Annotated in this window: 26 protein-coding genes and 1 tRNA gene; 18 read left to right on the plus strand and 9 right to left on the minus strand. The window is 49.5% G+C overall.

Going from position 1 to position 24,471, the window contains the following annotated elements; all coding sequences use genetic code 11:
- The first annotated feature begins 25 nt into the window (after window positions 1–25).
- The 4 genes from ACO06L_RS16770 (at window position 26) to ACO06L_RS16785 (ending at window position 4,514) form a co-directional block, all read left to right on the plus strand.
- The gene (locus tag ACO06L_RS16770) at window positions 26–1,393 is read left to right on the plus strand and encodes a DUF1329 domain-containing protein (RefSeq protein WP_421846010.1); all 1,368 of its coding nucleotides are present in this window, start codon (window positions 26–28) and stop codon (window positions 1,391–1,393) included.
- Window positions 1,394–1,552: 159 nt separating this feature from the next.
- Window positions 1,553–1,885: a PadR family transcriptional regulator gene (locus ACO06L_RS16775; protein WP_227716065.1), complete on the plus strand. Its 333-nt coding sequence runs from the start codon at window positions 1,553–1,555 to the stop codon at window positions 1,883–1,885.
- 78 nt (window positions 1,886–1,963) lie between these two features.
- Entirely contained in the window at window positions 1,964–3,289 is a 1,326-nt protein-coding gene (locus tag ACO06L_RS16780) for an FAD-dependent oxidoreductase (protein ID WP_202348034.1), read from the plus strand.
- A gap of 13 nt (window positions 3,290–3,302) precedes the next feature.
- Window positions 3,303–4,514, plus strand: a complete 1,212-nt coding sequence (locus ACO06L_RS16785; RefSeq protein ID WP_202348033.1) for an MFS transporter — start codon at window positions 3,303–3,305, stop codon at window positions 4,512–4,514.
- On the opposite strand, the gene ACO06L_RS16790 is transcribed toward ACO06L_RS16785, so the two are convergent.
- A complete protein-coding gene (locus ACO06L_RS16790) occupies window positions 4,502–4,939 on the minus strand; it encodes a GNAT family N-acetyltransferase (protein WP_202348032.1) in 438 nt (145 codons plus the stop codon). The two genes, ACO06L_RS16785 and ACO06L_RS16790, sit on opposite strands and share 13 nt — an antisense overlap.
- A gap of 152 nt (window positions 4,940–5,091) precedes the next feature.
- On the opposite strand from ACO06L_RS16790, the gene ACO06L_RS16795 reads away from it, so the two are divergent.
- Entirely contained in the window at window positions 5,092–5,424 is a 333-nt protein-coding gene (locus tag ACO06L_RS16795) for a cupin domain-containing protein (protein WP_202348031.1), read from the plus strand.
- Window positions 5,425–5,434: 10 nt separating this feature from the next.
- Here the strand turns inward: ACO06L_RS16795 and ACO06L_RS16800 are convergent, their stop codons facing one another.
- The 4 genes from ACO06L_RS16800 to ACO06L_RS16815 form a co-directional block, all read right to left on the minus strand.
- Window positions 5,435–5,866 carry a nuclear transport factor 2 family protein gene (locus tag ACO06L_RS16800; RefSeq protein ID WP_202348030.1) on the minus strand — a complete coding sequence of 144 codons (432 nt, stop codon included), beginning with the start codon at window positions 5,864–5,866 and terminating at the stop codon, window positions 5,435–5,437.
- An 86-nt stretch (window positions 5,867–5,952) separates the two neighbouring features.
- Complete coding sequence (locus tag ACO06L_RS16805; protein ID WP_227716063.1) at window positions 5,953–6,603, minus strand: RBBP9/YdeN family alpha/beta hydrolase; 651 nt, start codon at window positions 6,601–6,603, stop codon at window positions 5,953–5,955.
- 443 nt (window positions 6,604–7,046) lie between these two features.
- Window positions 7,047–7,964, minus strand: a complete 918-nt coding sequence (locus ACO06L_RS16810; protein WP_202348028.1) for a LysR family transcriptional regulator — start codon at window positions 7,962–7,964, stop codon at window positions 7,047–7,049.
- 629 nt (window positions 7,965–8,593) lie between these two features.
- On the minus strand, window positions 8,594–9,547 hold the full coding sequence (locus tag ACO06L_RS16815) for a LysR family transcriptional regulator (protein ID WP_202374535.1): 954 nt from the start codon (window positions 9,545–9,547) through the stop codon (window positions 8,594–8,596).
- Window positions 9,548–9,640: 93 nt separating this feature from the next.
- Here ACO06L_RS16815 and ACO06L_RS16820 point away from each other — a divergent pair, with 93 nt between their 5' ends.
- The 8 genes from ACO06L_RS16820 (at window position 9,641) to ACO06L_RS16855 (ending at window position 17,845) form a co-directional block, all read left to right on the plus strand.
- The gene (locus ACO06L_RS16820) at window positions 9,641–10,756 is read left to right on the plus strand and encodes an alkene reductase (protein ID WP_202348026.1); all 1,116 of its coding nucleotides are present in this window, start codon (window positions 9,641–9,643) and stop codon (window positions 10,754–10,756) included.
- Window positions 10,757–10,852: 96 nt separating this feature from the next.
- Window positions 10,853–12,139: an SGNH/GDSL hydrolase family protein gene (locus tag ACO06L_RS16825; RefSeq protein WP_202348025.1), complete on the plus strand. Its 1,287-nt coding sequence runs from the start codon at window positions 10,853–10,855 to the stop codon at window positions 12,137–12,139.
- Window positions 12,140–12,449: 310 nt separating this feature from the next.
- Window positions 12,450–14,021: a transposase gene (locus ACO06L_RS16830; protein ID WP_202348024.1), complete on the plus strand. Its 1,572-nt coding sequence runs from the start codon at window positions 12,450–12,452 to the stop codon at window positions 14,019–14,021.
- Window positions 14,022–14,229: 208 nt separating this feature from the next.
- Window positions 14,230–14,652, plus strand: coding sequence for a GFA family protein (locus ACO06L_RS16835; RefSeq protein ID WP_202348023.1), 423 nt, complete (start codon window positions 14,230–14,232; stop codon window positions 14,650–14,652).
- A gap of 554 nt (window positions 14,653–15,206) precedes the next feature.
- Entirely contained in the window at window positions 15,207–15,635 is a 429-nt protein-coding gene (locus ACO06L_RS16840; RefSeq protein WP_202348022.1) for a GNAT family N-acetyltransferase, read from the plus strand.
- 466 nt (window positions 15,636–16,101) lie between these two features.
- Window positions 16,102–16,284: a hypothetical protein gene (locus tag ACO06L_RS16845; protein WP_202348021.1), complete on the plus strand. Its 183-nt coding sequence runs from the start codon at window positions 16,102–16,104 to the stop codon at window positions 16,282–16,284.
- Window positions 16,285–16,457: 173 nt separating this feature from the next.
- A complete protein-coding gene (locus ACO06L_RS16850) occupies window positions 16,458–17,339 on the plus strand; it encodes an aminotransferase class IV (protein ID WP_202348020.1) in 882 nt (293 codons plus the stop codon).
- Window positions 17,336–17,845 carry a DinB family protein gene (locus tag ACO06L_RS16855; protein WP_202348019.1) on the plus strand — a complete coding sequence of 170 codons (510 nt, stop codon included), beginning with the start codon at window positions 17,336–17,338 and terminating at the stop codon, window positions 17,843–17,845. The genes ACO06L_RS16850 and ACO06L_RS16855 overlap by 4 nt, the downstream gene beginning before the upstream one ends.
- A gap of 358 nt (window positions 17,846–18,203) precedes the next feature.
- Here the strand turns inward: ACO06L_RS16855 and ACO06L_RS16860 are convergent, their stop codons facing one another.
- Together ACO06L_RS16860 and ACO06L_RS16865 are read right to left on the minus strand one after the other, a co-directional pair.
- Window positions 18,204–18,653 carry a PaaI family thioesterase gene (locus tag ACO06L_RS16860; protein WP_202348018.1) on the minus strand — a complete coding sequence of 150 codons (450 nt, stop codon included), beginning with the start codon at window positions 18,651–18,653 and terminating at the stop codon, window positions 18,204–18,206.
- 175 nt (window positions 18,654–18,828) lie between these two features.
- Window positions 18,829–19,608 carry an enoyl-CoA hydratase/isomerase family protein gene (locus ACO06L_RS16865; protein WP_202348017.1) on the minus strand — a complete coding sequence of 260 codons (780 nt, stop codon included), beginning with the start codon at window positions 19,606–19,608 and terminating at the stop codon, window positions 18,829–18,831.
- Window positions 19,609–19,726: 118 nt separating this feature from the next.
- Here ACO06L_RS16865 and ACO06L_RS16870 point away from each other — a divergent pair, with 118 nt between their 5' ends.
- The 5 genes from ACO06L_RS16870 to ACO06L_RS16890 all read left to right on the plus strand — a co-directional run bounded on the left by ACO06L_RS16870 (window position 19,727) and on the right by ACO06L_RS16890 (window position 23,263).
- The gene (locus tag ACO06L_RS16870) at window positions 19,727–20,599 is read left to right on the plus strand and encodes a LysR family transcriptional regulator (protein WP_202348016.1); all 873 of its coding nucleotides are present in this window, start codon (window positions 19,727–19,729) and stop codon (window positions 20,597–20,599) included.
- Window positions 20,600–20,993: 394 nt separating this feature from the next.
- Window positions 20,994–21,593 (plus strand): TetR/AcrR family transcriptional regulator, encoded by a 600-nt coding sequence (locus ACO06L_RS16875; RefSeq protein ID WP_202348015.1) that lies wholly within the window; start codon window positions 20,994–20,996, stop codon window positions 21,591–21,593.
- Window positions 21,583–22,029, plus strand: a complete 447-nt coding sequence (locus ACO06L_RS16880; RefSeq protein ID WP_202348014.1) for an acyl-CoA thioesterase — start codon at window positions 21,583–21,585, stop codon at window positions 22,027–22,029. Before ACO06L_RS16875 ends, ACO06L_RS16880 begins: the two co-directional genes overlap by 11 nt.
- Window positions 22,026–22,745 carry an SDR family oxidoreductase gene (locus ACO06L_RS16885; protein WP_202348013.1) on the plus strand — a complete coding sequence of 240 codons (720 nt, stop codon included), beginning with the start codon at window positions 22,026–22,028 and terminating at the stop codon, window positions 22,743–22,745. Before ACO06L_RS16880 ends, ACO06L_RS16885 begins: the two co-directional genes overlap by 4 nt.
- Before the next feature lie 53 nt (window positions 22,746–22,798).
- Complete coding sequence (locus ACO06L_RS16890) at window positions 22,799–23,263, plus strand: DMT family transporter (RefSeq protein WP_202348012.1); 465 nt, start codon at window positions 22,799–22,801, stop codon at window positions 23,261–23,263.
- A 492-nt stretch (window positions 23,264–23,755) separates the two neighbouring features.
- Here ACO06L_RS16890 and ACO06L_RS16895 read toward each other — a convergent pair.
- Together ACO06L_RS16895 and ACO06L_RS16900 are read right to left on the minus strand one after the other, a co-directional pair.
- Window positions 23,756–23,832 (minus strand) — tRNA-Arg (locus tag ACO06L_RS16895).
- Window positions 23,833–23,922: 90 nt separating this feature from the next.
- Window positions 23,923–24,468, minus strand: coding sequence for a YaeQ family protein (locus ACO06L_RS16900; RefSeq protein ID WP_202348011.1), 546 nt, complete (start codon window positions 24,466–24,468; stop codon window positions 23,923–23,925).
- Between the last annotated feature and the right edge of the window lie 3 nt (window positions 24,469–24,471).

Here is a 24,471-nt window from a genome sequence, read left to right on the forward strand (position 1 = left end):
AGTTTCAGATTTGCGTGAGGGCTATATGAGAAAGTGTGAGATTCTTCTGGGTGCATTGATTTTGTCCATCTGTTTCTCTGTGGCGTCTGCTGCTTCCGCAAAAGGCGAAATGAGTGAGAATGGACTGACACCGATGGGCGCGGAGAAGAGAGGTAATGAGGATGGCTCAATCCCTGCTTGGTCCGGTGGGCTTAAAAGAGGCGCGTTCGATAGAGGCAATTCAGAGTACGAAAACCCTTTTAAAGATGAGCAGCCGCTTTTTGTAATTAGTGCGTCAACGGCCGGTGATTTCGAGAATATTCTGACACCGGGGCAGAGAGAGATGCTCGAGCGCTATCCAAACACCTTCCGCATTCCTGTGTATCCTACCCATCGGACCGCCGGTTACTCTCAGCGAGTTTACGATGCTGTATCAAGGAACGCTCAAAATGCGTCGTTGACGGCAGGATTAAATGGGGCAAAGAACTACGAGCTCTCGGTCCCGTTTCCAGTGCTCAGCGGAACGCCAGAAGAAAAAGCAGTTCAAGCCATCATTAATCACAAAACTCGTTGGTTAGGAGGATCATTCCGACGCTCTATCGTGCAAATAGCGCCTCAGGTCGACGGGGATTACACGCCAGTTGGGTTTGAAGAAGATCTTGCATTTCCGTCAGAGCTCGAAGGTTCGCGGGCTGAAGATACCGAAAACATGATTTATTACTTTAAACAACGAATTACTGATCCTCCCAGACTTGCCGGCAATATCCTGCTGATTCATGAGTCGCTTGATCAACTGGAAAAGCCGCGTAGCGCCTGGATCTATAACCAAGGTCAGAGGCGGGTCAGACGTGCGCCAAATGTTGCTTACGATGGGCCAGGGACTGCATCGGAAGGGCTTAGGACAAGTGATAACTTTGACATGTATAACGGCTCGCTGGATAAATACGAGTGGCGATTGATCGGCAAGCAAGAAGCTTTCATCCCCTACAACGCTTATTCTCTGGCTAACAAGTCGCTCACCTACGAGGAAATTATTCGACCGGGTCATCTTAACAGTGACTTGCTACGGTACGAAAAACACCGGGTATGGGTAGTAGAAGGAGTTCTTAAGGAAGGCGAGCGCCATATCTACGGGAGAAGAGTCTTATACATTGACGAGGACTCCTGGCAGATCGCCATGGTGGACCACTACGATCGTCGCGGTGAGCTTTGGCGTTACTCTGAAGCGCACGCCATGCAGTACTACGACGTCCCAATGATGTTTTATGCCTGTGAGGTGATTTACGACTTGAAGGCTGGTCGTTATCTGGTGTTGGGGCTGAATAATGAAGAAGCTGAGGGGTATGATTTCAGCAAAACGTACCGGCTTCGCGATTTCTCTCCAGCAGCACTCAGGCGCACAGGAGTTAGATGAGCATAGAGGCGGTATATTTGCCTGTGTAGCGACTGCGTGAGGCTTGACACATTGACCATCGATGCATAGCATCGACTCATGACAAACAGTAAATCGCAAACACCTAGAGCGGATATCCCGGACTTCCTGAGTCAGTCCTACTGGAATGGCACGATCAAGATGAGTCTATCCAAGTTCTTCATCTTGTGCGTGCTTCACAAAGGGCCGCTTCACGGATACGAAATAGCACGGGAGGTCGCTTCCCTTACAAGCGGGTGCTGCTCTCCTGCAGAGGGGACAATCTATCCCGTGCTTCGTCAATATGAGCAGGGGGGCTACGTTACCGTGCGCGACGAGACCGTTTCTGGTCGGCAGCGAAGGGTTTACAGTCTCACGGAAAAGGGGCGGGAGGCTTTTAGGGTTGCCGTTTCGGCCTGGATGGGCATTACAGAGTGCCTCATTGATTGCCGAAACGTGCTTGAGGGAGAGGAGATGCCGCGGGCTTTGAAGTAACAGAAAATTTTTTGCCTCGATACTTTGACCATCGATGCATCGGGGCTAAAGAAAGACCAGAAAAAGGAGGTCGTTACCATGAGTCAGAATCATCCGATTGCAATCATCGGTGCGGGGCCTGTTGGGCTTGCAGCTGCCGCTCATCTGATAGAACGAGGTCTTGAACCGTTTATTTTTGAAAAAGGCGATTGTCCGGGCGCGGCAGTTGGAGAATGGGGGCATGTGCGAGTGTTCACGCCTTGGCGCTATATTCTGGATCAAAGCGCCTCGAAGATGCTCAGAAGTTCTGGTTGGTCTCAACCCGATTTAGGATATCTCCCGAAAGGAAAGGAAATCCTGGAGCAGTACATCAAGCCGCTCGGTGAGTTGCCTGATATTGCCCGCAACTTGCACTTGAACGCTCGGGTAACTGCAGTAACTCGTGATGGCTTAGGTAAGCTCCAAACTGCAGAGCGCGAGCAAGCTCCGTTTGTTGTGCACTGGGAAGATGCTGAAGGACGAGCGCGTCAGACATTAGCTGAGGCCGTGATCGATGCTTCTGGAACCTGGGGGCAGCCCTCTCCGGTGGGTGTTGGCGGGATTCCTGTGCCAGGGGAGGCTAATGCTGCTGATCATATTTACTACGGTATCCCGGATGTTCTTGGCAAAGGGCGTGCGCGGTATTCAGGGCGTCGTGTAATGGTCGTAGGCGGTGGGCACTCCGCGATGAATGCTGTTCTAGATTTGCTGAGCTTGCGGGCCGAGGTGCCCGAGACCACTATTTTCTGGGCCACCAAGCGCAGAGGTACAGATCAGATAGTGGGAGGAGGCAGCAATGATCAGTTGCCAGCACGAGGCCAGCTTGGGCTCGAAGCCGCCCGAGCAATTGAAAAAGGCGATCTTGCTCATGTCGCCCCCTTTGCGATTACCGATGTTTCCTCCACTTCGGAGAGGCTGTTGGTAGATGGTCTTTTTGCAGGCAAAAGACACTCGATCGAAGTTGATGAGCTAGTCGTTTGCACGGGCTTCAGGCCGGAAACTTCGATGCTCCGGGAATTGCGTTTGGAGCTTGACCCTGTGATGGAGGCTCCCCCAAAACTGGCGCCTCTGATTGATCCCAATGTGCATAGTTGCGGCACTGTGCCTCCGCACGGGGCAGATGAGCTGCGCCATCCAGAGCCTGGGTTTTATATTGTTGGGATGAAGTCGTACGGTCGAGCTCCTACCTTTCTGATGGTAACGGGGTACGAGCAGGTCCGGTCGATATCTGCGGAACTTGCAGGAGATCAGCGGTTGGCCCGCGAAGTTCATCTGCAGTTGCCTGAAACGGGGGTTTGCAGCGCAGAGCAATCAGTCGGCGGTTGCTGTAGTACAAAAGAAACCGAGGCAGGCGCTCAAGAACGAGCCAAAAGTTGTTGCGGCTGACAGGGAACGCGTGATGCGTGGGTTTACCAGCGCACTCGGTGTTAGTCAGATCTGCGCCTGGGGGGTTCTGTACTACAGTTTCCCTCAGGTTGCAGATGCTATGGGGGCGGATCTTGGTTGGAGCAAGACCGACCTCTATATAGCGCCAACTCTGAGCCTCGTCGTTGCGGGTTTGAGCGCAATACCTGTTGGCACTGCAATTGATCGCGGGTACGGTCAGTGGGTTCTGAGTCTTGGTGCAATTTTCGCTGGGCTTTTACTAATTGCCTGGTCCCAGGTAGAAACAGTTTCAGCGCTCTATGCAGTCTTTGTTGGCATTGGTGTTGTCAGTGCCGCCACCTTGTATGAAGCAGCTTTCGCGGTAGTCGTCAGGCGCAATGGAACAGAAAGGTCGCGCCGAGAAATCACGCTTTTGACGCTATGGGGCGGCTTCGCGAGCACGGTTTTCATACCAATCATTGAGTTTCTGTTGTCCGTTTGGGGTTGGCGAACTTCACTCGTATTACTTGGATTGGTCCCTTTACTGCTCTGTTTCCCGCTTAATGCCTATGCCACTATGCCTTATGCAGATGGGCGGAGGAGTCTTGCGCGTGAGAATCAGTCAGAACCTGGCGCCACCTTAGGTTTGAAATGGGCCGTCGGCCAACCTACTTACTGGGCTTTGGCAGCAATGTATGTTACCCACGCGGCGGTATTTTCTACATTCGCATATCATGCATATCCGCTCTTAAAAGAACAGGGACTTGAGAAGGATTGCGTAATAATTGTGCTGGCTTTGATCGGCCCAGCGCAAGTTGCCGGAAGATGGGCTCTGCACCTTGCACGCCAAGAGCCGTCTCTTGCGAGCCTTGGTGTCGGCACCGCTAGCGTAACCCTTCTTGTGTTCGTGGGGCTCTCTTTGGCACCACCAGTCCTCGTTGTCTTAGCTTTTTTTGCTGTGCTTTACGGAGCTGCGAACGGAATTATGACCATAATTCGAGGAATGGCTGTGCCGGCCCTATTAACGGATCGATCCTATGGTCGTATCACCGGCAGCCTCGTAATGCCGTCGATGATGGCAAAGGCGTTGGCCCCTTTGGCAGCGGCCGCCCTTTGGGAGCTCCATCAGGGCTACGACATAGTCTTGCTGGCGCTCGTGCTGGGAAGTGGCATGCTAACGCTATCCTTCGCCGTAGCGGTGTTTACAAGCAGGCGCTATCGGCTAGCTACCAATCATGATTCATAGTGAGTTAATTCCTTTCGCATAATCACAGCGTCAGCCGGACAAAGCTGGCAAGCTTGCGGCGTGTTCAATATCGTTGCTGGAGTCTCGGATCTCTCAACGGTGCTGTATCCGAGGCCATGGAAAAAGCGCTCAGCGGAGTCTGTCAGAAGGTAGATGACGCCGTACTCCATCCGGGAGCAATAAGCTTCCATTGCTTCGACTAACTTCGCTCCCGTTCCCTCTTTTCGACGCGCGAAAGTAACGCACAGTGATCTCAACAAAGTATACCTTCCTAAGAACTCAACGCCGACGGTGGCTATCAGTACTTCGTTTTCAAAACATCCCAAGAAATCTGCTTTGCCTTCGGACTCCATTAAATCGCTAGTAATCATTTGATGGTGTTTTAGAAATTCGATTGCAGTCTTTTTGTCCAGCTTGGTTATCATGGCTTCAACCTCTGGTGTCTAATAGAAGAACGATTTCCTAATCAAGAAAACCTGGGCGTTTTATCAAATAATTGTTGATGGGCGAGGGTTGCGAGGGACTGACCTCGCCACTTATTCTGGGTTTTATTCGATTTTTGGGGAGGGATGACTAAGTGGATAAGGTAAAAATTTACGATCGCCTGGCTAAGATTTCGGAGCACTGGTCGCAGCAAACCATTGCGGAAGCCAATGGCAATTTGTTTAAACTTGCCAAAGGTCAGGGCGAAACAAAATGGCACCGGCACACTGACCAAGATGAACTGTTTTGGGTGCTTGAGGGGGAGCTCATCATCCAGCTTGAGGACCGAAGTGTAACGCTTGGTCGTCACGAGATGTTTGTGGTTCCCCAAGGTGCCTGGCATTGTCCTGTGGCGGAGAATGAGGCTTCCTTTATGATCGTTGGTGTCAATATCACCTCGAACGCCGAGGGTGGCAAGCCAAACTAAAGCAAGTGTTCTAACTGCCATATCGCAATGCCATGATTCTTTCCAGATCCCGGCTTGGAAAGTCGGGATCTGTGTAGATGTGGACGCTGCAAATAAGAGATCCCCGAAACCGAAAGACATTGCAGAACCTTCCTTGAGAGACGACCCCGTCGGGGAAAGGCGAGTCGTCCGACATAAGGCCCCATTCGCGTCCTTCAACGACCACGGTTTGGCCGGAATCAATGAAGATCAGGTTTTCGATGTCGTGAGTCAGACTATTCAGCATTTTCGACATTCGTTGGCTGAAAAGCTCCATTTCCTTTTTGCCTTTCCCGTAGCCAAACTTTGGAAAAAATAGCTCAACATCATCGGTATAGAGATCCATAATTCTTGGATCTTTGTCGTCTATGAACTGGAAATATTTACGTATAACAGCGTGTCTTTCCTCCTTGGTCTCACTCATCGTTAGATTGCCCCTTTAATTTGATTCAAATAATCGCTATTTGTAAAAAGCTGCTGGCGTCCCATGGCAATTAAATAAGGAGCCATTCAAGCCTGAGTGTCGCTAGTTCTGGGCTCGTCTCTGTTCGAGTAATCCTTTTTTGAAACAAGCCTCAGTAGCGCGTCCAACGCCGTTGGGAACCTGGAAAAACCGTCTGAGCCGAGGAAGTGGCCTCCTTGGTTCATTCGGATGAACTCCGCTTTCAGTAAATGAGCCACGTCCTCGGACATGGCCGACGGCACAAGATAGTCATCGCTAGCGGCTATTACAGACAGTCTGTCTGTAGGCAACTCCACCAATCGAAGTTTCTGTGGTCTTCGAATTACTGGGTCTAATTCGGGCAATGCCGGCAATTCGTTCAGAAAGGGGGACACAAGCACAACCCCACCAAGCTTTGAATCTTTGGGTAGGTCGGATAGCCAATGCAGGACAGCGTGCGCCCCTAAACTATGGGCAACAATAAAGAGATCCGAGTTTGGTCTAGCTGCGGCTTTCTCCAGGGTATCTATCCAGTCCGAGAGTTTTGGTTGGCCAGGCGATGGCATGTTCAGCACTCGTGAACAAATGTTCCGTGCTGAAAGCTCCATAGCGAGCCATGGAAACCAATGATCCTCTGGTGATGCCTTGTAACCCGGAACAATGATGATTTGAGGTGCGGTCCCGCAATCGCTTGAAGATCCGTATGCCGAGCCAATCATTTTAGTGAACACCAACAGGAAAATAAGCCAGGCGGAGATAAGTTTTCTCAACTTTCCCCTCGAGTTTTAAAGTTTTGAATTGAGTGTTTAAGGGTAAGGAAATTCTAAAAGGTTTGAATTAAGAATAATTTCACGCAGCTTATGACGATATCGAACGGGTTAGGTCTTGGTCTGAGCGCTACGTTTCAGCAGGCTGGTTTGCGGCCGCTTGGACAGATAACCACTGTTTTATTGCCTTAAAAAGGAGTTAGAAAATTCTTAACTGGGTCTTTTTTATAATTTGATGGATGTCGGTTGCGGAGTTTGTCAGTCTGAAATGGTCCTAGTTTGAGTCACTAGGACCTCCGAACTGCATCCACCTTTGGATAGGAGGCCCAGGGCCTCCTTTTTTTTGTTTCTAAAGCCGGCTCAGGTGGCGAATTATCAAGAAAAAAGATTAGTAGCTACTGAGACAAAGTCTGGCCATTCAGGCGTTCTTTCTGCGCACGAATGGCTTCAGTGAGAAATTCCAAAAGAGCATTTATTCTTACAACGCCTCGAAGGTCAGGATGCATTAAAAACCATAAGCCGTATTCAAGTTCTCGAATTGGATCGGTCAGTTGGACAAGGCTCGGATCTTTTTCAGCCAGATAACAAGGTAGAACGGCTACGCCCATTTGCGACTGAACTGCACTGAGTTTACCGACCAGAGTGTCGACACGTTGCACACAGCTTATTCCAATTTCATTATCGTCCAGCCATCGTTTCAGCGCTCTGTCCTGCAATCTTGGACCCGGTAAAATCCATGGTTGCTTAGCTAAGGTTTTAATCGATGCTCCTGCTCTTACATTTAAGCTTCTGTGTCCGAAAATGGCTTGGCCAATGTTGGTTAGTGGACGGCCAACTAAGTTCTCCGGAGGTTGATTTGATGGCCGTATAGCAACATCGGCATCTCGTCGCGTCAGATCGAACAACTGATTAGAAATTGCGACGTCCAAGACAATGCCGGGATACTTGGCTCTAAACTGCGTGAATAGGGGTGAAAGCAATCCCATCAAGAGGGAGTCAGTTGTCGTGATCCAGACTTCTCCCTCGGGCTCGAGATCTCGGCCAGCGACTCTTCGTTCTGCGTCTAATGCAGCCTGCTCCATCACCCGAGCCTTACTGGCCAGCTCCCCTCCTGCGAGTGTTGGTGAGTAGCCGGAACGCGACCTTTCAAACAGTGCAACGCCTATGCGTCTCTCAATCTCGTTTAGTCGTCGGAATATGGTGGCGTGACTAACTCCCAAAGCCCGCGATGCGCCCGAAAGGGAGCCGTTGTTAGCGATAGCCAGAACTATCTGAAAGTCATCCCACGCTAGACCGCTGCGAGTATTCGACATCTTTTTAAGCGCCCGATTGATGTTCGAAAATGCAAAGTTAATTGTCGAATTTAGGGAATTTTTTGCAGTTTGGCAAAGTAATATTCTTGATAGGTGTCGGTCGCGGACCGAACTCAAAAGGGCGAGACACCTAAAAGTAGCGGGAGGAAGAATGGGAAACTATGAGCAACTTCGACCTAATAGAGACAGCCTTTTCACTCAGTGTGATGGGGAAGAAAACCCGAGAAATGAAGAAGCCAGAGCATTCAAGGAGAGCAGTATACCTCGACGTTACAGAGAGGGGCATGACCGTATTAACCTTGAAAGAGTTAGGGGTGATCAGCGCCGCGCACGATGTGAATTCGTTCTGGCATTAATTAGGTCGTTAAAATAATGGTCTTTTGGAAAACCTTCGATGTTGATGGGGCGTGATAAGTCTCCACTCCTCATTCAGACAGGTTCCTAGCATCCGATTTGAGCAATATTTGGGGTGATCACTTAGCCGCGACAGGTACCTAATCAGTTGCTCAAGCCTTTCTCATCGGTTGGTTTGGCGATGAGCTGTAGTTTCCCGAAGACTAGGATCTTAGACTAAAGAAGTTTTCTCGTGAGGTTAATTCACGAATTCTTATCCGGAATTCGAAAAAAATTTATCCCGTTTGATCAGAGCTGGCAGCCTTGAAGGTGGCCTCAAAAGTTGTGAGTGCTCGGTCGACGAAGGCTTTGATGCGAGGAGTTTCCCGGCGTGATTTTGAGTACATTATGTGGGCTCCAACCGGCGATAAGCTGAAATCTTGAAGGACTTCGATTAACCGGCCGGAACGTATGTCTTCGCTGACATCTAGGGAAGATTTCAATGCCAAACCTAAGCCTTCCAGGGCCCAATGCCTAAGGATCTGGCCGTCATTGGTAGCCATAGATGCAATGATTTGAACCGTAGTCGGTTCCCCCCCGATACCGAAAGTCCAGCGGTCGAGCTTTTCCAGACCTCGTGTTAACACCAAGCACTTGTGTCGAACGAGGTCACCGGGGATTAGCGGACAGCCGTGTTCTGATATGTAATCTGGAGAGCCGACCACTAAACGTCGGTTGGGTGCTAATGGCCTTGCAATTAAGGCGCTGTCCTGAAGGTTTCCGTAGCGAAAGATGACATCAAAATCGTCACCGACAAGATCGTCCAGAGAGTCGCTCAAGTGTAACTCAGGGCAGAGTCCGGGGTTATCAACTTTGAACTTGATCAGGACTGGTTCGACAAATCGCTTTCCGAGGTCAACTGGCGCTGCGACTCTCAGACGACCTTGAAGCTCCGTAGTTCGGAGTGAAAGAGCGGATTCAAGTCCTGTTGCTTCTTCCAGAATCCGCTCTGCGCTATTCAAGAAAAATCTGCCTTCATCGGTCAGAGAAAGCGTTCGACTTGAGCGATTAATTAGGGTTGTCCGGTAGTGTGACTCTAGGTTTTTCAGTCGCTGACTAACCGCTCCAGGAGAAAGCCCTAGCTCTCGTCCAGCAGCAGACAAGCTTCCGGCCGAGACGATCCGCGCAAATAATCGCATATCTGAAAGAAGGTCCATGTCTTTTAGCATTGCTAAAAGAAGCTTTAACATCAAGCCCATTGTTAGCTACTGACTCGAATCTCAAAATCATGTGCTCGCTTACGCGACTATTTGCCTCGAAATTTCTAGTTAAGGAGCAGAACTGTGAGCAATGTTCTTTTTGACGAGTATCAGCTTGGCTCGATCAGCTTGAAGAATCGAATTGTAATGGCACCGATGACTCGAGCTAGGTCTACTCAGCCAGGAGATGTACCCAACGAGTTAATGGCGGAATACTACGGGCAGCGCGCCAGTGCAGGATTGATAATATCCGAAGCAACATACATCTCCCCTCAAGGTAAGGGGTACTCGTTCACGCCGGGAATCTATTCTGATGAACAGGTCGCTGGTTGGTCGAAAGTTACGAAATCCGTGCACAATGCTGGAGGGCGCATTTTTCTACAGCTATGGCACGTTGGTCGAATGAGCCACTCTAGCTTTCATGCAGACGGCTGTCCGGTAGCACCCTCAGCTATCGCCCCGAATGCGACGGTATACGTAGGCGATGAGACAACCGGTGAGGGCGGTTTGGCTGAATGCCCGATTCCCAGAGCTCTTGAAACTGACGAAATTCCACAGATTGTTGAGGAATACCGCCGGGCGGCCTCCAGAGCAATGGAAGCGGGCTTTGACGGTGTCGAAATACACGGAGCTAATGGGTATTTGATTGATCAATTCTTAAGAGAATCCGCTAACAGGCGTAGTGATCAATACGGAGGTAGTGCCGAGAACCGAGTTCGGTTCCTTAAGGAAGTTGCTGATGCGGTATCGACTGAAATTGGGGCTGAAAGAACAGGAGTTCGCCTGTCTCCGTTGATTACAGAACGGGGAATGGATGATCCGAATGCTGTAGATACCACGATCTTGGCAATTAGAGCTTTAGATTCGATCGGCGTCGCTTATATTCACTTAGTGGAGGCAGATTGGGGGGACGAGCCAACTATTCCTGGAAGGTTTCGGAGAACTCTAAGAGAGACATTTTCAGGGTGCGTAATTGTTGCGGGACGCTACGATTTGTGTCGAGCAAACTCCATTCTAGAGTTCGGTTTGGCGGATCTTGTTGCATTCGGTCGTCCATTCATTGCAAACCCCGACTTACCTCTCAGATTGAGCAAAGGGTTGGAGTTGGCTGAGTATGATCCCGCCGCGTTATACGGTGGTGGCCGTTATGGATACGCCGATTACCCGCCAATTGCTGCAGGAGCCAGCACTTCAAAATAAACCACGGCTAAAACCCTTATATGGTCGTGGCCTGATTTTTTGGCTGGAGCTCGCTCCGGCAAGCTTTCAGGACGAATAAACGCTGGAGAACCCCTCATGAGACGAGAGTTCAGATACAGGTCACTGGTAGCGAACTTGCTTTTGATCCTGGTAGGTCTGTTTGGCGCATTTACTGCAAACGCTAAGGAGTCGCCAGGGAATTCATTCGAAGAAAACTCGGTTATTAGTTGGACGGCGAGTCCTCAGAAAAAGTGGGAGGAAGGCTGGGTGCTGCCGACCAGAATTCCTTCTCAAGTACGAGACACCACAATACATCAAGTTTTGCGACTTAGCTTGGGAGGCGAAAGTTTACGTTTGGCTTTCTCAAATAAGTATGGTGAAGAAACCGTCAACCTAGAGTCCGTAACTGTTCGCGAGTATCGCTCCGATGTCGCCCGCCAAACGAATTCTTTCGTGTCGGTTGAGTTCGACGGCAAAAATGGTGTCGCAATAGCCCCAGGTACAAAGGTCGTCAGTGACCCAGTCGAGTTCTCTGCTCCCGATCGAGGCCAGGTGCTTGTGTCCATTTACCTAGAGGAGAACACTGATTTATCAACGTTTCACTGGGATGGTCGTCAGACAGCATTCTATAGCTCTGGCGATACGACTGAAGCCAGCACTGTGTCATCAGATAGTACCAATACCGCGCGTGTTCTTCTCTCGGAGGTCTGGGCCAAGTCAAACCACCGAGGAGCTATTGGTATCATTGGTAATTCAATCACCGATGGAAACGGGGCAAGCCTGAACTCTGATTCCCGCTGGCCTGATTTTCTAGCACAGGAACTTGTCAGCAACCGAGTGGCTGTTTTTAACGCCGGTATTTCCGGTAACCGTCTGCTAAAGCCAGGGATGGGGGATAGCGCCTTAGTCCGATTCGAGGATGACGTTTTGAACATGCCCGGTGTCCATACGGCAATTGTTCTCATCGGCATAAATGACATCAGTTGGCCAAAAACCCCATTTGCTCCAAGGTCCAGCCTACCTAAAAAATCAGAACTGATTGACGGGTATCGAAAGCTAATTGCAATGGGGCATCGGCGAGGAATTCGCATGATTGGTGGCACGCTTTTGCCTTTTCAGGGGGCACTCAAGGGCACGGAGTTTGAGAGTTATTACTCGCCTGAAAAAGACCATCTGCGCCGGGCAATTAACCAGTGGATCAGAAGTAGTGGGGCGTTCGATGAGGTTGTTGACTTCGCCAGGATACTTCATGATCCAGGGGATCCTGGGGTACTAGCTGATGAGTTTGACTCGGGCGACAACCTGCATCCAGGGGACGCCGGGAACGAGAAGATGGCGGACGCTTTGCTGAAAGTGCTGAAAGTCTCCACTAAAGATGAGTGAGTTTTCATCTAGGTTCTTCTGTGGCTAAGGTTCGTCCCACAGTGAAGTGGATTGTATGTTGAAATCCGGTGTAACCATCCTCTAAAAGCAGTTCCTCTGAGAAAATACCAACTGTCATAGAGCGGTGTAGTGGTCCCGATATCGCATTATATCTGCCAAGAGTTGGAAAATGGCCTCCGTTTGAGGCTGGGGTGTGTCATGTGTATCGGGGTAAGTCCAGCCTATTACGCGGGCGTTGAGGCTGTAGAAAAACCCCGAAATTCCCGCTCCGGTTTGGTAGGATCAGGCAAACGGACAAGGAGTCGTTGGCATGCCCCGCTTCAAGCATTACAACTACGACCAGGATGCCATGGTCGTGATCAACTACCAGGAACAGCTTCAACCCGGCACCTTTGAACATGCGGTGCACTACCTGATCGAACATAAGCTGGATCTGTCAGTCTTCCATCCGAAATACCGCAACGAAGACACTGGCCGGCTGGCCTACGATCCGGCCATCCTTCTGAAGATCATCCTGTTTGCCTACTCCAAAGGCATCACCTCCAGTCGTGAGATGCAGTGGTGCTGCGAGACCAACATCATCTTCAAGGCCCTGTCCTGCGATACGGTTCCGCATTTCACCACCCTGGCCAAGTTCGTCAGCAGTCACTCGGATGAAATCGAAGAGTTGTTCGAGCAGGTGCTGCTGGTGTGCCACGACCAGGGCCTGCTGGGTAACGAACTCTTCGCCATCGACGGCTGCAAGATGCCCTCGAACGCGGCCAAGGAATGGTCTGGCACCTTCAAAGAGCTGGAAGAGAAGCGTGCCAAGTTGCGACGGCTGGTTCGCCATCACCTCAAAGCCCATTACGAGCGGGACGAGGCAGAGACCGAAGCTGAACTGGACCGGGACATCCGACGAGCGAAAACCATCCTGTCTCTGGATGAAGCGGCAAAGAAAGTCGATCGCTTCCTAAAGACGAACCGCCCAAGGATGGGCCGGGGGAAGCGGAGCAAGGAAGTGAAGAGCAACCTGACTGACAACGAAAGCGCCAAGACGACCACCAGCAAGGGCACGATTCAGGGCTACAACGGCGTGGCGACGGTGGACAAGAAACACCAGGTGATCATCGATGCCCAGGCCTTTGGCGAAGGCCAGGAGCACCACACCCTGCAACTGGTACTTGAGACAGTCGAAGCCCGCTTCAAGAAACTGGGTATTGCCGAAAGCATCTACCAACAAGGCACGGTCGTCACCGCCGACACCGGCTTCGCCAATGAAGCCAATATGAAATACCTGCACGAACGTCAGATCAACGGCTACGTGCCGGACAACCGATTCCGCAGCCGGGATCCGAAGTTCCAGAACCAGAAAGACAAATACGGGAAACGTCATCAGAATCTGCCGGATACAGGCTGGAAGAAAACCATCCCCGCCAGTGAATTCCAGTTTGATCCGGTAACCATGACCTGCATCTGTCCAGCCGGGAAACTCTTGCATTATGAGGGCACGAGAACGGACCAGAATGGTATGTCTCGGGCTCATTTCCAAGGCCGATTGCTCCAATGCAGGCAGTGCTCCAAGAAACACCAATGCATGCAGAACCCGGACTCTGCGAATCATCGAAAAGGCAAAGGACGCCAGGTCTCCTACACTCTGGAGTTAAAGCGCGGGCCCACTTACACCGATTGGATGAAGCAACGCGTCGATAGCCGCCAGGGCAAAGAGATATACAGTCACCGTATGTCGGTGGTTGAACCGGTGTTCGGCAACATCGGCACGACCAAGCGGCTAAACCGCTTCAGCTTGCGAGGCAAGAAGAAGGTGCAGGGCCAGTGGCAGCTATACTGCCTGGTGCACAATATTGAAAAGCTGGCGAATTACGGGCGGTTAGCCGCGTGATACCGGGACCAGAAGGCCGGAAATGTGGCGCTGAATTCCAGCTATACCGGCACTGACAGCGTCAAAGGGCGAAAACTGATGGCTGAACATCGGAATGGCGATAATCGGCTAGCTGATGGTCGCTCCAAAAAATTTAAGAACCAGGCGCTGGGGACGACTCGGAATCGGGTTTTTCTACAGCCTCGTTATGTAACTGTAGGAGGAAATTATGGCATCGGTATCAGAACAACGTGGTGCTTGTCTCTGCGGTGCAGTCCATATCACTGCTAAACCAAAGAGCAATAACATTGGTGCTTGTCACTGCTCGATGTGCAGAAAATGGGGCGGCAGTCCACTTCTTGCCGTCGAGTGTGGAAGTAACGTCGATTTTGAAGGCAAAGAACACATTTCGATCTTCGATTCGTCAGATTGGGCTGAGCGCGGCTTTTGCGAAAAATGTGGCACTCATCTGTTTTACCGCTTGAAGGAAGACGGGCACTACGCAATTCCTGTTGGGCTCTTTGACGGCGACAGTGAGTGGAGATTCTCTGAGCAGATATTTGTCGATCAGAAGCCGTCTTTTTACTCGTTTTCAGAGAAAACGAGGGATCTGACAGGGGAAGAAGTTTTTGCTCAGTATTCTGGAGAATAAGTTGGTGTGGGGTTGCATAACAAGTGACTGTGGTGGCAATTCCACAAATTAAGTCACTTCGCCTCCATTTTGCAGCCGCGCATGCTGGCTGGCGCTGACCGCCCTGAATGTCCGCTTTGCGACCACTACTCACGTACCTGAGTAAACAAAAGCGAACGTTCGTAACAATCATAATTCCGGTGGCAATTCAGCTCCCTGGTCTGTGGATGACTCACCAACGGATTTCACCGATCGCTTGTGTTCCTGAACGCATTCTTTGTCCAGCTTTCTATACGAAAGTTCGTCCACCTTATAGTTGGCCCTTCAAAAGACTGTGTGCGCTGTATGATTTCTTTGGCCGAACGATAACAATGAATTGAAGCCCCTTTTACTTTCACAAGGGTATGCATAGGGCTGCGGAGGTTGCCTTATAAGCATGGGTGGGTAATATAAATCTAAAAACTGAGGGCCAGCCAAGCATAAACCGTTTTACCTCTTCTGAGTGGCAACCCTCATTATACATCGAGACCAGCTTGGATATTGATACCAGCTATCACCTAAAAGGAGTATGGTAGATGGAGTGGCAAAAAAATAAGTACCTAGTTACTGACGACAAATCCCAGCTACAGTTAGATGTTATTTATCGTTTGTTATCAGAGGCATACTGGAGCAATCGTCGCCCATGGAGCGTTGTAGAACGCATAGTTTGTAACTCCCTATGCCTCGGGCTTTTTCATGAAAATAAGCAAATTGGATTTGGGCGTGCGGTGACGGACAGCGTCACGTTTACTTGGGTTTCTGACGTCGTGATTGCCTCAGATTATAGGGGAAAAGGCTTGGGAAATTGGATGATGGAATGCCTTACTAGCCATCCAGTCGTAAAAGGTACTCAAATGGTATTGCAGACGAGGGATGCCCAAGGACTATATGAAAGATTCGGATTTTCTAAGAATAGTGCTCTCATGAGCACCAATGCCGACTCCTTGGGCACCCCAACGAAGTAAGACAGCATTCTCTTTTTTCAGTATTCCTAAAGAAAATTAATCTTCAGAATTCGATTCGATGGGGTTCAGTTTAGCTTTCCATCATTTTCGAAACCTGATTATGGCGGTTGCACCCAGATGCTTGATAAGACAAGGATCGGCCTCTCTAGAATTCCGTCAATAAAATCTGCTATTTGCTCCTCGAGGGTTTTAACGGAAAAGTATTGCGAATACAACCTAGGAAATAGCCAGTTTACGATTACCAACAACGTCGCAGATACCAATCTCCTTTCGCTTAATCACTTGTCCTTACAGTAATAAATATATTTTAACCTATTGCGGCAAGTTATAGAACAGTACAGAGCCATCAATGCTTATAGATACAGAAGCCGAAAAAATCCCACCTGTTTTGCCCCTTCTTTAAGCAGCTGTACCTATCTACCTTAGTACACATAATTATAATAGTTGATGCGATTGGAGATGCATCATGTTTAAGTTAATAGGTAAAAAACTGAAAGTATGGATTGACCGCTATCGATTCAGGAGTTGGATACGAAGCGAACTGCAAAACCAGGGGGGAGGTGAATACTTGGAGTCACTTGAGATAGATATAGGTGTAGAGAGGGACTTTTTCAAAAATGAAGCCAAGAAGTCCATTTTTAAAGAATGAAAAAATTGGTTTAGCGAGAATCCCTTACGTTGAGGTGAAAAACCTTAGCTTCCGATAGTATGTTTGTTTTAAGGAATTTTCCCAGTCCAGAACGCAAACATCTCATGGGTTTTCTGAACTTCTTTTGGCGGTATTCCTATGGTGTATAGTATATTTTTTCAGGTTGATTCGTTATGAACTGTGATGCTTTTCCTTGCTGGATTAATGGAAATATATTGGAGCCAAACCAGGCTGTGATATCGGTTTATGATCACGGCTTGTTGTATGGAGACGGCTGTTTTGAGGGGCTTCGTTTTCATCATAAGAAGCCATTTCGACTAAAGCAACACCTGGCACGGTTGCGGCGTTCCTTACGCTCACTGGATATAGCTATACCTTATTCTGATAGAATTCTAGAAGAGGCAGTTCTGGCGTGCATCAATGAAAGCCGCTTGGGAGAAGGTTACATTCGCATTCTGGTTACCCGGGGTAACGGAGACTTGGGACTAAATCCACGAAATTGTGGAAATCCAAATGTTTTTATCATCCCCGCATTATTGTCGTTAATTAATGAAGGCGCGAGAAAAAAAGGTATTCGTCTAATTACGAGTAGCATTCGTCGTGCTGTTGGAACAGGGCTTGACACTCGCGTTAAATCGCTAAATTACCTTCACTCCATTCTCGCTCGGATCGAGGCCAACTCTGCCGGCGTTGACGAGTCGATCTTATTAAACCAGTTTGGTCATGTAGCTGAATGCAGTGCTGCCAATATTTTTGTGTTTTCCAACAATGTGCTTCTAACTCCTCCACTCCTAGACGGCGCATTGGAGGGTATTACCCGTAGAGCTATTCTGGAGTTAGCCGCTGACCACTCCATTGTCTGTCGAGAGGCATCGCTCAACAGCTACGACCTTTATAATGCTGATGAGTGCTTTATCTGCGGAAGCGGAGCGCAACTAGTTCCGGTTAAGTCAATTGACGGTAGGAAAATGAAAAATTGCCCTGGCCCGTTTTTTAAGTGGACCGTAGATGCGTATCAGAAATTGGTTTATAAAGAATGTAGAGGAGAGGAATGATGCAGCTAGATATATCAAGTTATGCCATCACTATGGCGAACTACAATAAATGGATGAATGAAAATATTTACTCATCTGTGACTAAGCTTGATGATAACGCCATTAAAAGGGACCGGGATTTGTTTTTTGGTTCCATTTATAGGACCCTAAATCACCTGTTGGTCTGTGATCTTATCTGGTTGGCACGCTTTAAGGGTGAATCAGTAGAGTTTCAGAGTATAACTCAGGAATTGTTTTCTGATTTTGAAGAAATGAAAAATTTTCGATCAGAAACCGATTTGCAGATCATTTCTTGGGCGCATACCTTGTCTTCTATATCGTTACCTCTGCGGCTGCGTTATAAAAGCTTGGGTAGCAAGTCTGATCGAGATGTAGACTTTTTCAAAGCTATTTTTCATTTTTTCAATCATCAAACTCACCATCGGGGACAGTTGACGGCAGCCCTTTCTGAAGAGAAAGTCAATTATGGAGTGACCGATCTTATATTTATGCCCGAGGGAATCTAAGATATTAGCTTTCGTATGGTTATAGGATTACATCTGTCACCGTTTAGGCAGACAACTAGGGAAAGGATGCCCGGAGCTGCACTTACTGTTGATCTTGTGAAAGCGCTTCAGGGGCTTTTGAACAGTTTTTTAGGTCGAAGTGCGCGTTGAAACGGTTTATAAAACCTCAACGAGCCTTCATGCACTTCAAAAATATTTTTAGCATTTTGTACGTATTTTTATTTCTGTTTTTTGGGAGAGTTTCACGTTTTGGTAAAATTGCTTTCTATCCGAACTCCAACTAACCCCACTTTTACTCTCCTTACGATCATATTAAATATTCCAGGCTCTCCTTTTATTCCTTTGTTGCGCAGAAAAATCAACGATCGAATTTATTATGAGGCGTATCTATCGTCATGATGGTTGCAGTCATGCTGGCTACCGGTTTCTCCTCGCTGTACTCAGAGCTATGAATGATACCCTCAACCACAGAAAGTGTTCTACCTGCTTTTAAAACACTTCCTTTTGCCTGGAAGGCCTCTCCTTTGGCAGGTCTTAGAAGATTAACTTTGAATTCGACTGTCAATACATCTGCATCTGGTGGCATCAATGTATAAGCAGCATAACCGCAAGCGCTGTCTAAAATTGTAGATAAAATTCCTGCATGAAGATATCCATTTTGTTGTGTATATTTTGACTGGTATGGAAATTTAATTGATACCGCTCCCGGTCCTTGAACTATTAGCTCTGCTTGCAGAGATTTCATGGCTGATTGGAGATAAAAACTACGTAAAGCTTTCTCTTTATAATTTGGATCGCTGTTGATCATTTTCGGGTCCCGTCTTCATGATCTTCGTGATGTACCCAAAGGCCAAAAGGATTGCTCATACACTGCCGCGATCTTTCACCGAAATTTGTGAACTCCTGAAGCAAGGCAAAGCATGAGCTCGATCTGGCCATTGTTCTGATCAGCTAAAAGCTGCGCTTTTCTTCAGCTCTCGCTGCTATGATTTTCCAGAATTGATGGATGCGATCCTTCTTCGAACTTCACTAAAATCTCCAAAGCTGCTGTATCCATAAAGAGCTTCCAGTCGGAGAGCGTCGTCTAGAGGGCGACCAATTATTTCCAGAATGGTTTCTTTGGCTGATCGAATTGCTGGCTGGCTATTGGCAAGAATCTTTTTGGCCGTCGATTCGGCGGTAGCCAGTAAATCTCCACGCGGTACTACTTGACTTACAAGCCCTAAACGTAAAGCTTCATCCGCGGACACAGGTCTGCCTGTTAAGGTCAGGTCCAGGGCTACCCCAATTCCGGCCAGGTTCACCAGTCTCACAATGCCGCCGTCTCCCTGATGGAGTCCGGCTTTTACCTCGAAAACACCCATAGTGGCATCTTCCGATGCAATACGAATGTCACATGCCAATGCCAGTTCAAAACCCGCACCGACGGCGTAACCTTGGATCGCAGCAATGATGGGCTTGTATATCCGATGGTGTCCACGGGTGATCCCCCCGCCCAGGCCATGACGGATGTTGTGCCTTAGATCGGAGAATGAAGCACTTTCCCATTTGGGTATATAAGACTTGAGATCGGCTCCCGCGGAGAAAGCCTTTCCGTTTGCCTGCAGTACTGCGACATCTGCGTCTTCGTCTTGTTCGAAGCGCTCCCATGCTTGAGCCAGCCCTTCGTTGAGGGCGTCGTCCTGAGCATTCAATGCTTCCGGACGATTCAGAGTAATGTAAGCAATCCTGTCTTGAGTCTCATACCAAACGGTTTCGTTCATGGCTAAAACCTCTCCGAGTGATCAGTTGTCCGTGTTCTAACGATTCGAATTCAAATGTAACCTCTGAGTTAGCATCTGAATATTGGATATAATTGATCATTAATCATAGGAGCTAGTTATGAACATGAGGCCGCTTAGATTTTTTGCAGCAATCGTGGACCAAGGGAGCATTGGTAAAGCCGCCGACCGGTTAAATATTTCCCAGCCTGCCTTGTCGGCCGCCTTGAAGGCTCTTGAACAGGAATTGGGGGTATCTTTATTTGAGCGTCGAAAAGGCAGACTGGGCCTTCGCCTGACACCAGAAGGACAGCAGTTCTATACTCGAGTGACCGCCATTCTTTGCTCATACGATAATGCTAAAGCCGAATTGAGAGATATGCCGTTGTCTAGGGAGCGGCTTCGGATCGGCATTCTCGAAACCTTGCCAGCATCTGCGCTTGAAACTGCCTTGGATTCCTTGCAAAGCCTTCTACAGACTCATTGCGTCGAGTTTTGGGAAGGATCTGTGTCGCGCATCTCGGGCTGGCTGTCTCAGGGGCGGGTTGACTTGGCATGGACCGTGGTCGAGGAAGGCGAAGCCAATACGCGGGTTCTATGGGATGAACCGTTCGTTCTCGCCATGGCGCCAGGCATACTCTTGGCTTCAACTCCTAATCAGTCTGTTGACCTGAAAGCGCTTGAGCAGTTTCCGTTTGTTCTTCGTTCGCGCTGTGAAATGTCGGCGGCGGCGCAATCATTGCTCCTGGAGGCTGGAGTAACAATACAAGTGCGCTGGCGAATCGAAAGAGAGGAAGTCGCATTTTCTCTTGTCGAGCGAGAGGCTGGAATTACGCTTGCTCCCAAAAGTCTGATTCCTGAGAATTTGGTGGCAGTCGAAATCGCGGGTTTCCCGATGGCCCGCACTATCGGTTTGCGTTGGCGTGAAAAGGAGGCTCCTCGGGATCTGAGCACAATATCTGATGAGTTGAGGAAAAGTTACCAATCTTGCTGATATTAAAACAGGCCTTTGAAATGGCCTCCGTTTAAGGCTGGGGCGTGTCACGCTTAGTGGGGAAAGTCCAAGGACTGGCTTATCTGTCCAACTTTATGACTTATGAAAGTTTGGCCTCGGGGAAATCTTTTTGCAGTATTGAGTCATCAAGTCATCCGACCAAATCTCCGCGAATTGGTCGATGCCGTTTTCGATCCGAGTACTTCACTGGCGTCACGTATCCGGGTTTTCCTTGATCTCGTTGAGGATAACTGGAATGCATGCGGTATTTGACTTCTAGGCCCTACAGCGGCGGAACTATCGACCTTGGCTCCACCTTTACCTTCATGATATTTGACATGATACCCATCATGCGTAAAATTTTTCGTATGATGATTGTCATGTGAAGGGCGCTATGAAATCGAGATCAGAGAAAAAGTGGGAGTCCCAGAGGAAGATTCTTGTTGCCGCTTCCAAGCGACTGCGTCGTGAAGGCCTTAGGGGAGCCAGTGTAGCTGCGGTAATGGATGACGCCGGCCTCACCCACGGCGCTTTCTATTCCCATTTCGAGAACAAAGGTGAGCTGGCGAGAGCTGCATTGACTGAAGCCCTCCAGGAGAACCGAAAAAGATGGACGGCAAGATTCAGTTCAGGTTCTTGGTCTTCACACCTTTCCAAACTAGCTAGCCGTTATCTCACCCCAAAGCACAGGGACAATCTGGATGATGGTTGCGCGCTCGCCGCGCTGTGTTCCGAGACCGCTCGAAGTGATCCCGAGTTTCAGGAAGCTTACGAGGCTGAGCTACTGAAAACTCTGCGGGCAATCGAAGCACAAGGTCCTGATGGTACCGACGACCAAAAAAACGAAGATACTCTCGCTTTTTTCTCTCTACTCGTGGGCTCCATGGCGCTTTCTCGTGCTGTGAGTTCGAGTGAATTGTCCGATCAAATACTCGAATCGGCAAAAAAGGCAGCAGGAAGGCTCGCCTCGGAAGGAGTAGATCATGAGCACTGAAAAACAGAAACAGGTTGCACTGGAACACTTCCCCGCTCACACGTACGACAAGCTCCGGTATGCAGATACGGACCGGCAAGGACATGTCAATAACGCCGTGTTCTCGACGTTTCTTGAAACTGGCCGGGTCGAATTCCTCTACAATCCCGAGGAACCGTTGGCCGCTCCTGATGGTTCCTTTGTTATAGCAAGTCTCAATCTGCAACTTCGGGCAGAGATATTTTGGCCTGGCGTAGTTGAAATAGGGACAGCAGTAACGAGGATTGGAAAAAGCTCCATTGGGCTCTATCAAGGAATCTTCCAGAATGGGACATGCGCCGCAACGGCTGAAACCGTAATTGTCCACGTGAATAACGCCACCCAACGCTCGCAGCCTCTTTCCGATGCAACACGAGAGGCCCTCCGAAGTTATCTGTATGAAGGAGAGCTGTCGTGAGGACCGTCCTGGTTACCAATGTAGAGTCCTATACTGGGCCAGGCGTCGTTGAAGTCCTGAGTAGGTATGGCTACCAGGTGCTGTGCCATGACAAAGCTTTCGCAGACCCTGAGCACAGGATAAGTTATTCGAAAAGGGAAAACGTTACTGCCCTTTCTGCTCAGACTCCACGGGAAATTGCTCTTGAGGCGGAGCAAGTTGGCGAGGTGTTGGGCTTCGTCATGAACGACGTTCACCCAAACGAGCCCAAGCCTTTTGAAGAGATATCGCTCGAAGAAATAAGGGCAGCTCATGAGGCGTTGATAGAGTTTCCTCTCCAAATCTGCCAGGCGGTATTACCGAAACTCAAAGTCAATAGGCAAGGCTCTATCGCCTTCATTACTTCAGCCAGACAGCTTCAACCCGAGGAGGGATTTGCTTTGGCAACGAGTGTGAGAGCTGGGGCGACTGCTCTTGCTCTTGCTGTTGCACGGGAATTAGCTCCTTTCAATATTCAGGTAAACGCGATACAGCCCAACTACTTATACAGTGAAATGTACTACCCAAAAGCCACCTATGTAGAGGACCCAAAGGGCAGAGCGCACATAGCCAGCTTGGTGCCTTGCGGCCGCCTTGGAACTCCAGAGGAATTTGGTGAACTCGTGGAGTTCTACATTTCCGGTCGCTCTCCGTTCACAACGGGACAAGTCATTAATTTTACTGGCGGTTGGCCCTAAATCTCATTCATAGCCACGCAGACACCTTTACCCCAAACGCGGATTGCTTACCCATGAACAACTACATCATTTATTCGATCATCATGGTCATTGCTGGCATTGGCATTCCAGTAATGGCAACCTTGAACGGTGGGCTTGGAGCGAAGCTCCAAAGTCCTGCTCTGGCCGCAACAATACTGTTTTTCGTAGGGCTTGTTTGCGCGTTTGTCTATTTGCTCCTGAAGGAAGGACTTCCTGAATCGGTTTATCAGGCCGACACCCCGATTTATTACTATTTTGGTGGCTTTTTCGTACTCTTCTACATTCTCACGATTACCTGGATAGCACCTCGATTCGGGATCTCAAACGCGATTGCCTTCGTTTTGCTGGGTCAACTGATTGCGATGAGTGTTATCGATCACTTTGGATTGATGGGGGCGCAAAGATTCAGTATTGATGTGCAAAGGATGGCGGGTTTGGTATGCATGGTTTTCGGCGTTTTCCTCGTGTTGAATAAGGCATCGCCTGGGACAAGCTGAAGACTAAATCGTGGGTCTGTATCACGTTAAGAATTTTGAGCGGGCAAGAGCATTTTCCTAAATCGTCAGGCGGAGGTTGGTCAACCTGATGCGGAAGACACACGACGCTTCCACTCGGACATTGCTTTGAATGTTCGCTTTGCGACCAAAGCTTATTCCGGCAGCTAGACTCCTTATCTCACCCTGGCTACTGTCGCCTGCTCAGAGTCCTGAGGAGCGGTGAGAATGTGGCCCTGACCCCTTATTTGGTGGACCCGGAGTTGGGAAAGTCCGTCTTGCTAACCACTCGATATCGGGTCGCATTACGTTAGTTGGTGGGGGTAGGCGAGGCCCGGGAAACTGTGCCTGAATCCCGGAAATCGCAAAGGAGGGCAAAGGTCGAAAAGAATATCGGAGGTTAATCTCTGAAAAAATGATGGGCACTGTCAGGGCACCATTTGGGCACAAGCCAAAAAAAAGGACCTGCGCTCTCACGCAAGTCCTTGATATTCATGGCGCGCCCGATAGGATTCGAACCTATGACCTTTGCCTCCGGAGGGCAACGCTCTATCCAGCTGAGCTACGGGCGCTTCGAGCTCGACGATGGCTCGCCGATTTCGAGTGCGCAATCTTACGTGCGAAGCAGGTCGCTGTCCAGCCCCTGAGGGCAAGTCCTGCCATCAGCTTTGGGGCAGTCGCGGCTCGGGGGTAATTGTTACCAGGTTGTTGTCGTTGCTGAAGGTGACCTCGCCATCCTGGATGGTCACCTGGAAGCTCATGGACCGGTCCGCGAGGGCGGCCAGCGCCTCTGTGTCATCGCCAGGCAGGTGGATGATGGTGAGGTTGTCGAAGCGTTCCAGCTTGCCATGATGTTTGTCCCACCAGACAGGGAAGGCGCGGTCGCCATAAGTGTACAGGATCACTTTCCCGGCGCGATTGCAGGCCTTCCTTATTCGGTCTTCCTCGGGCAGACCAAGTTCAATCCACAATTCGATCTCGCCGGTCAGGTCTTTCTGCCACAGCTCGGGCTCGTCATCGGTGCTCAGGCCCTTGGTGAATTCCAGGGAGTCGCTGGCATTCAGGGCAAAGGCGAGCAGCCGGATCATCACACGCAGGTCGGTTTCCGACGGGTGCTGGGCGATGGTCATGTGATGGTCCGCGTAGTAGTGGCGGTCCATATCGGCGATGTTGAGCGTTGCCTTCAGGATGGTTGCTTTGAGCGCCATGGG

Origin of the sequence: Marinobacter sp. (assembly GCF_965229985.1) — a bacterium.
In the GTDB taxonomy this organism is placed as follows: Bacteria; Pseudomonadota; Gammaproteobacteria; order Pseudomonadales; family Oleiphilaceae; genus Marinobacter.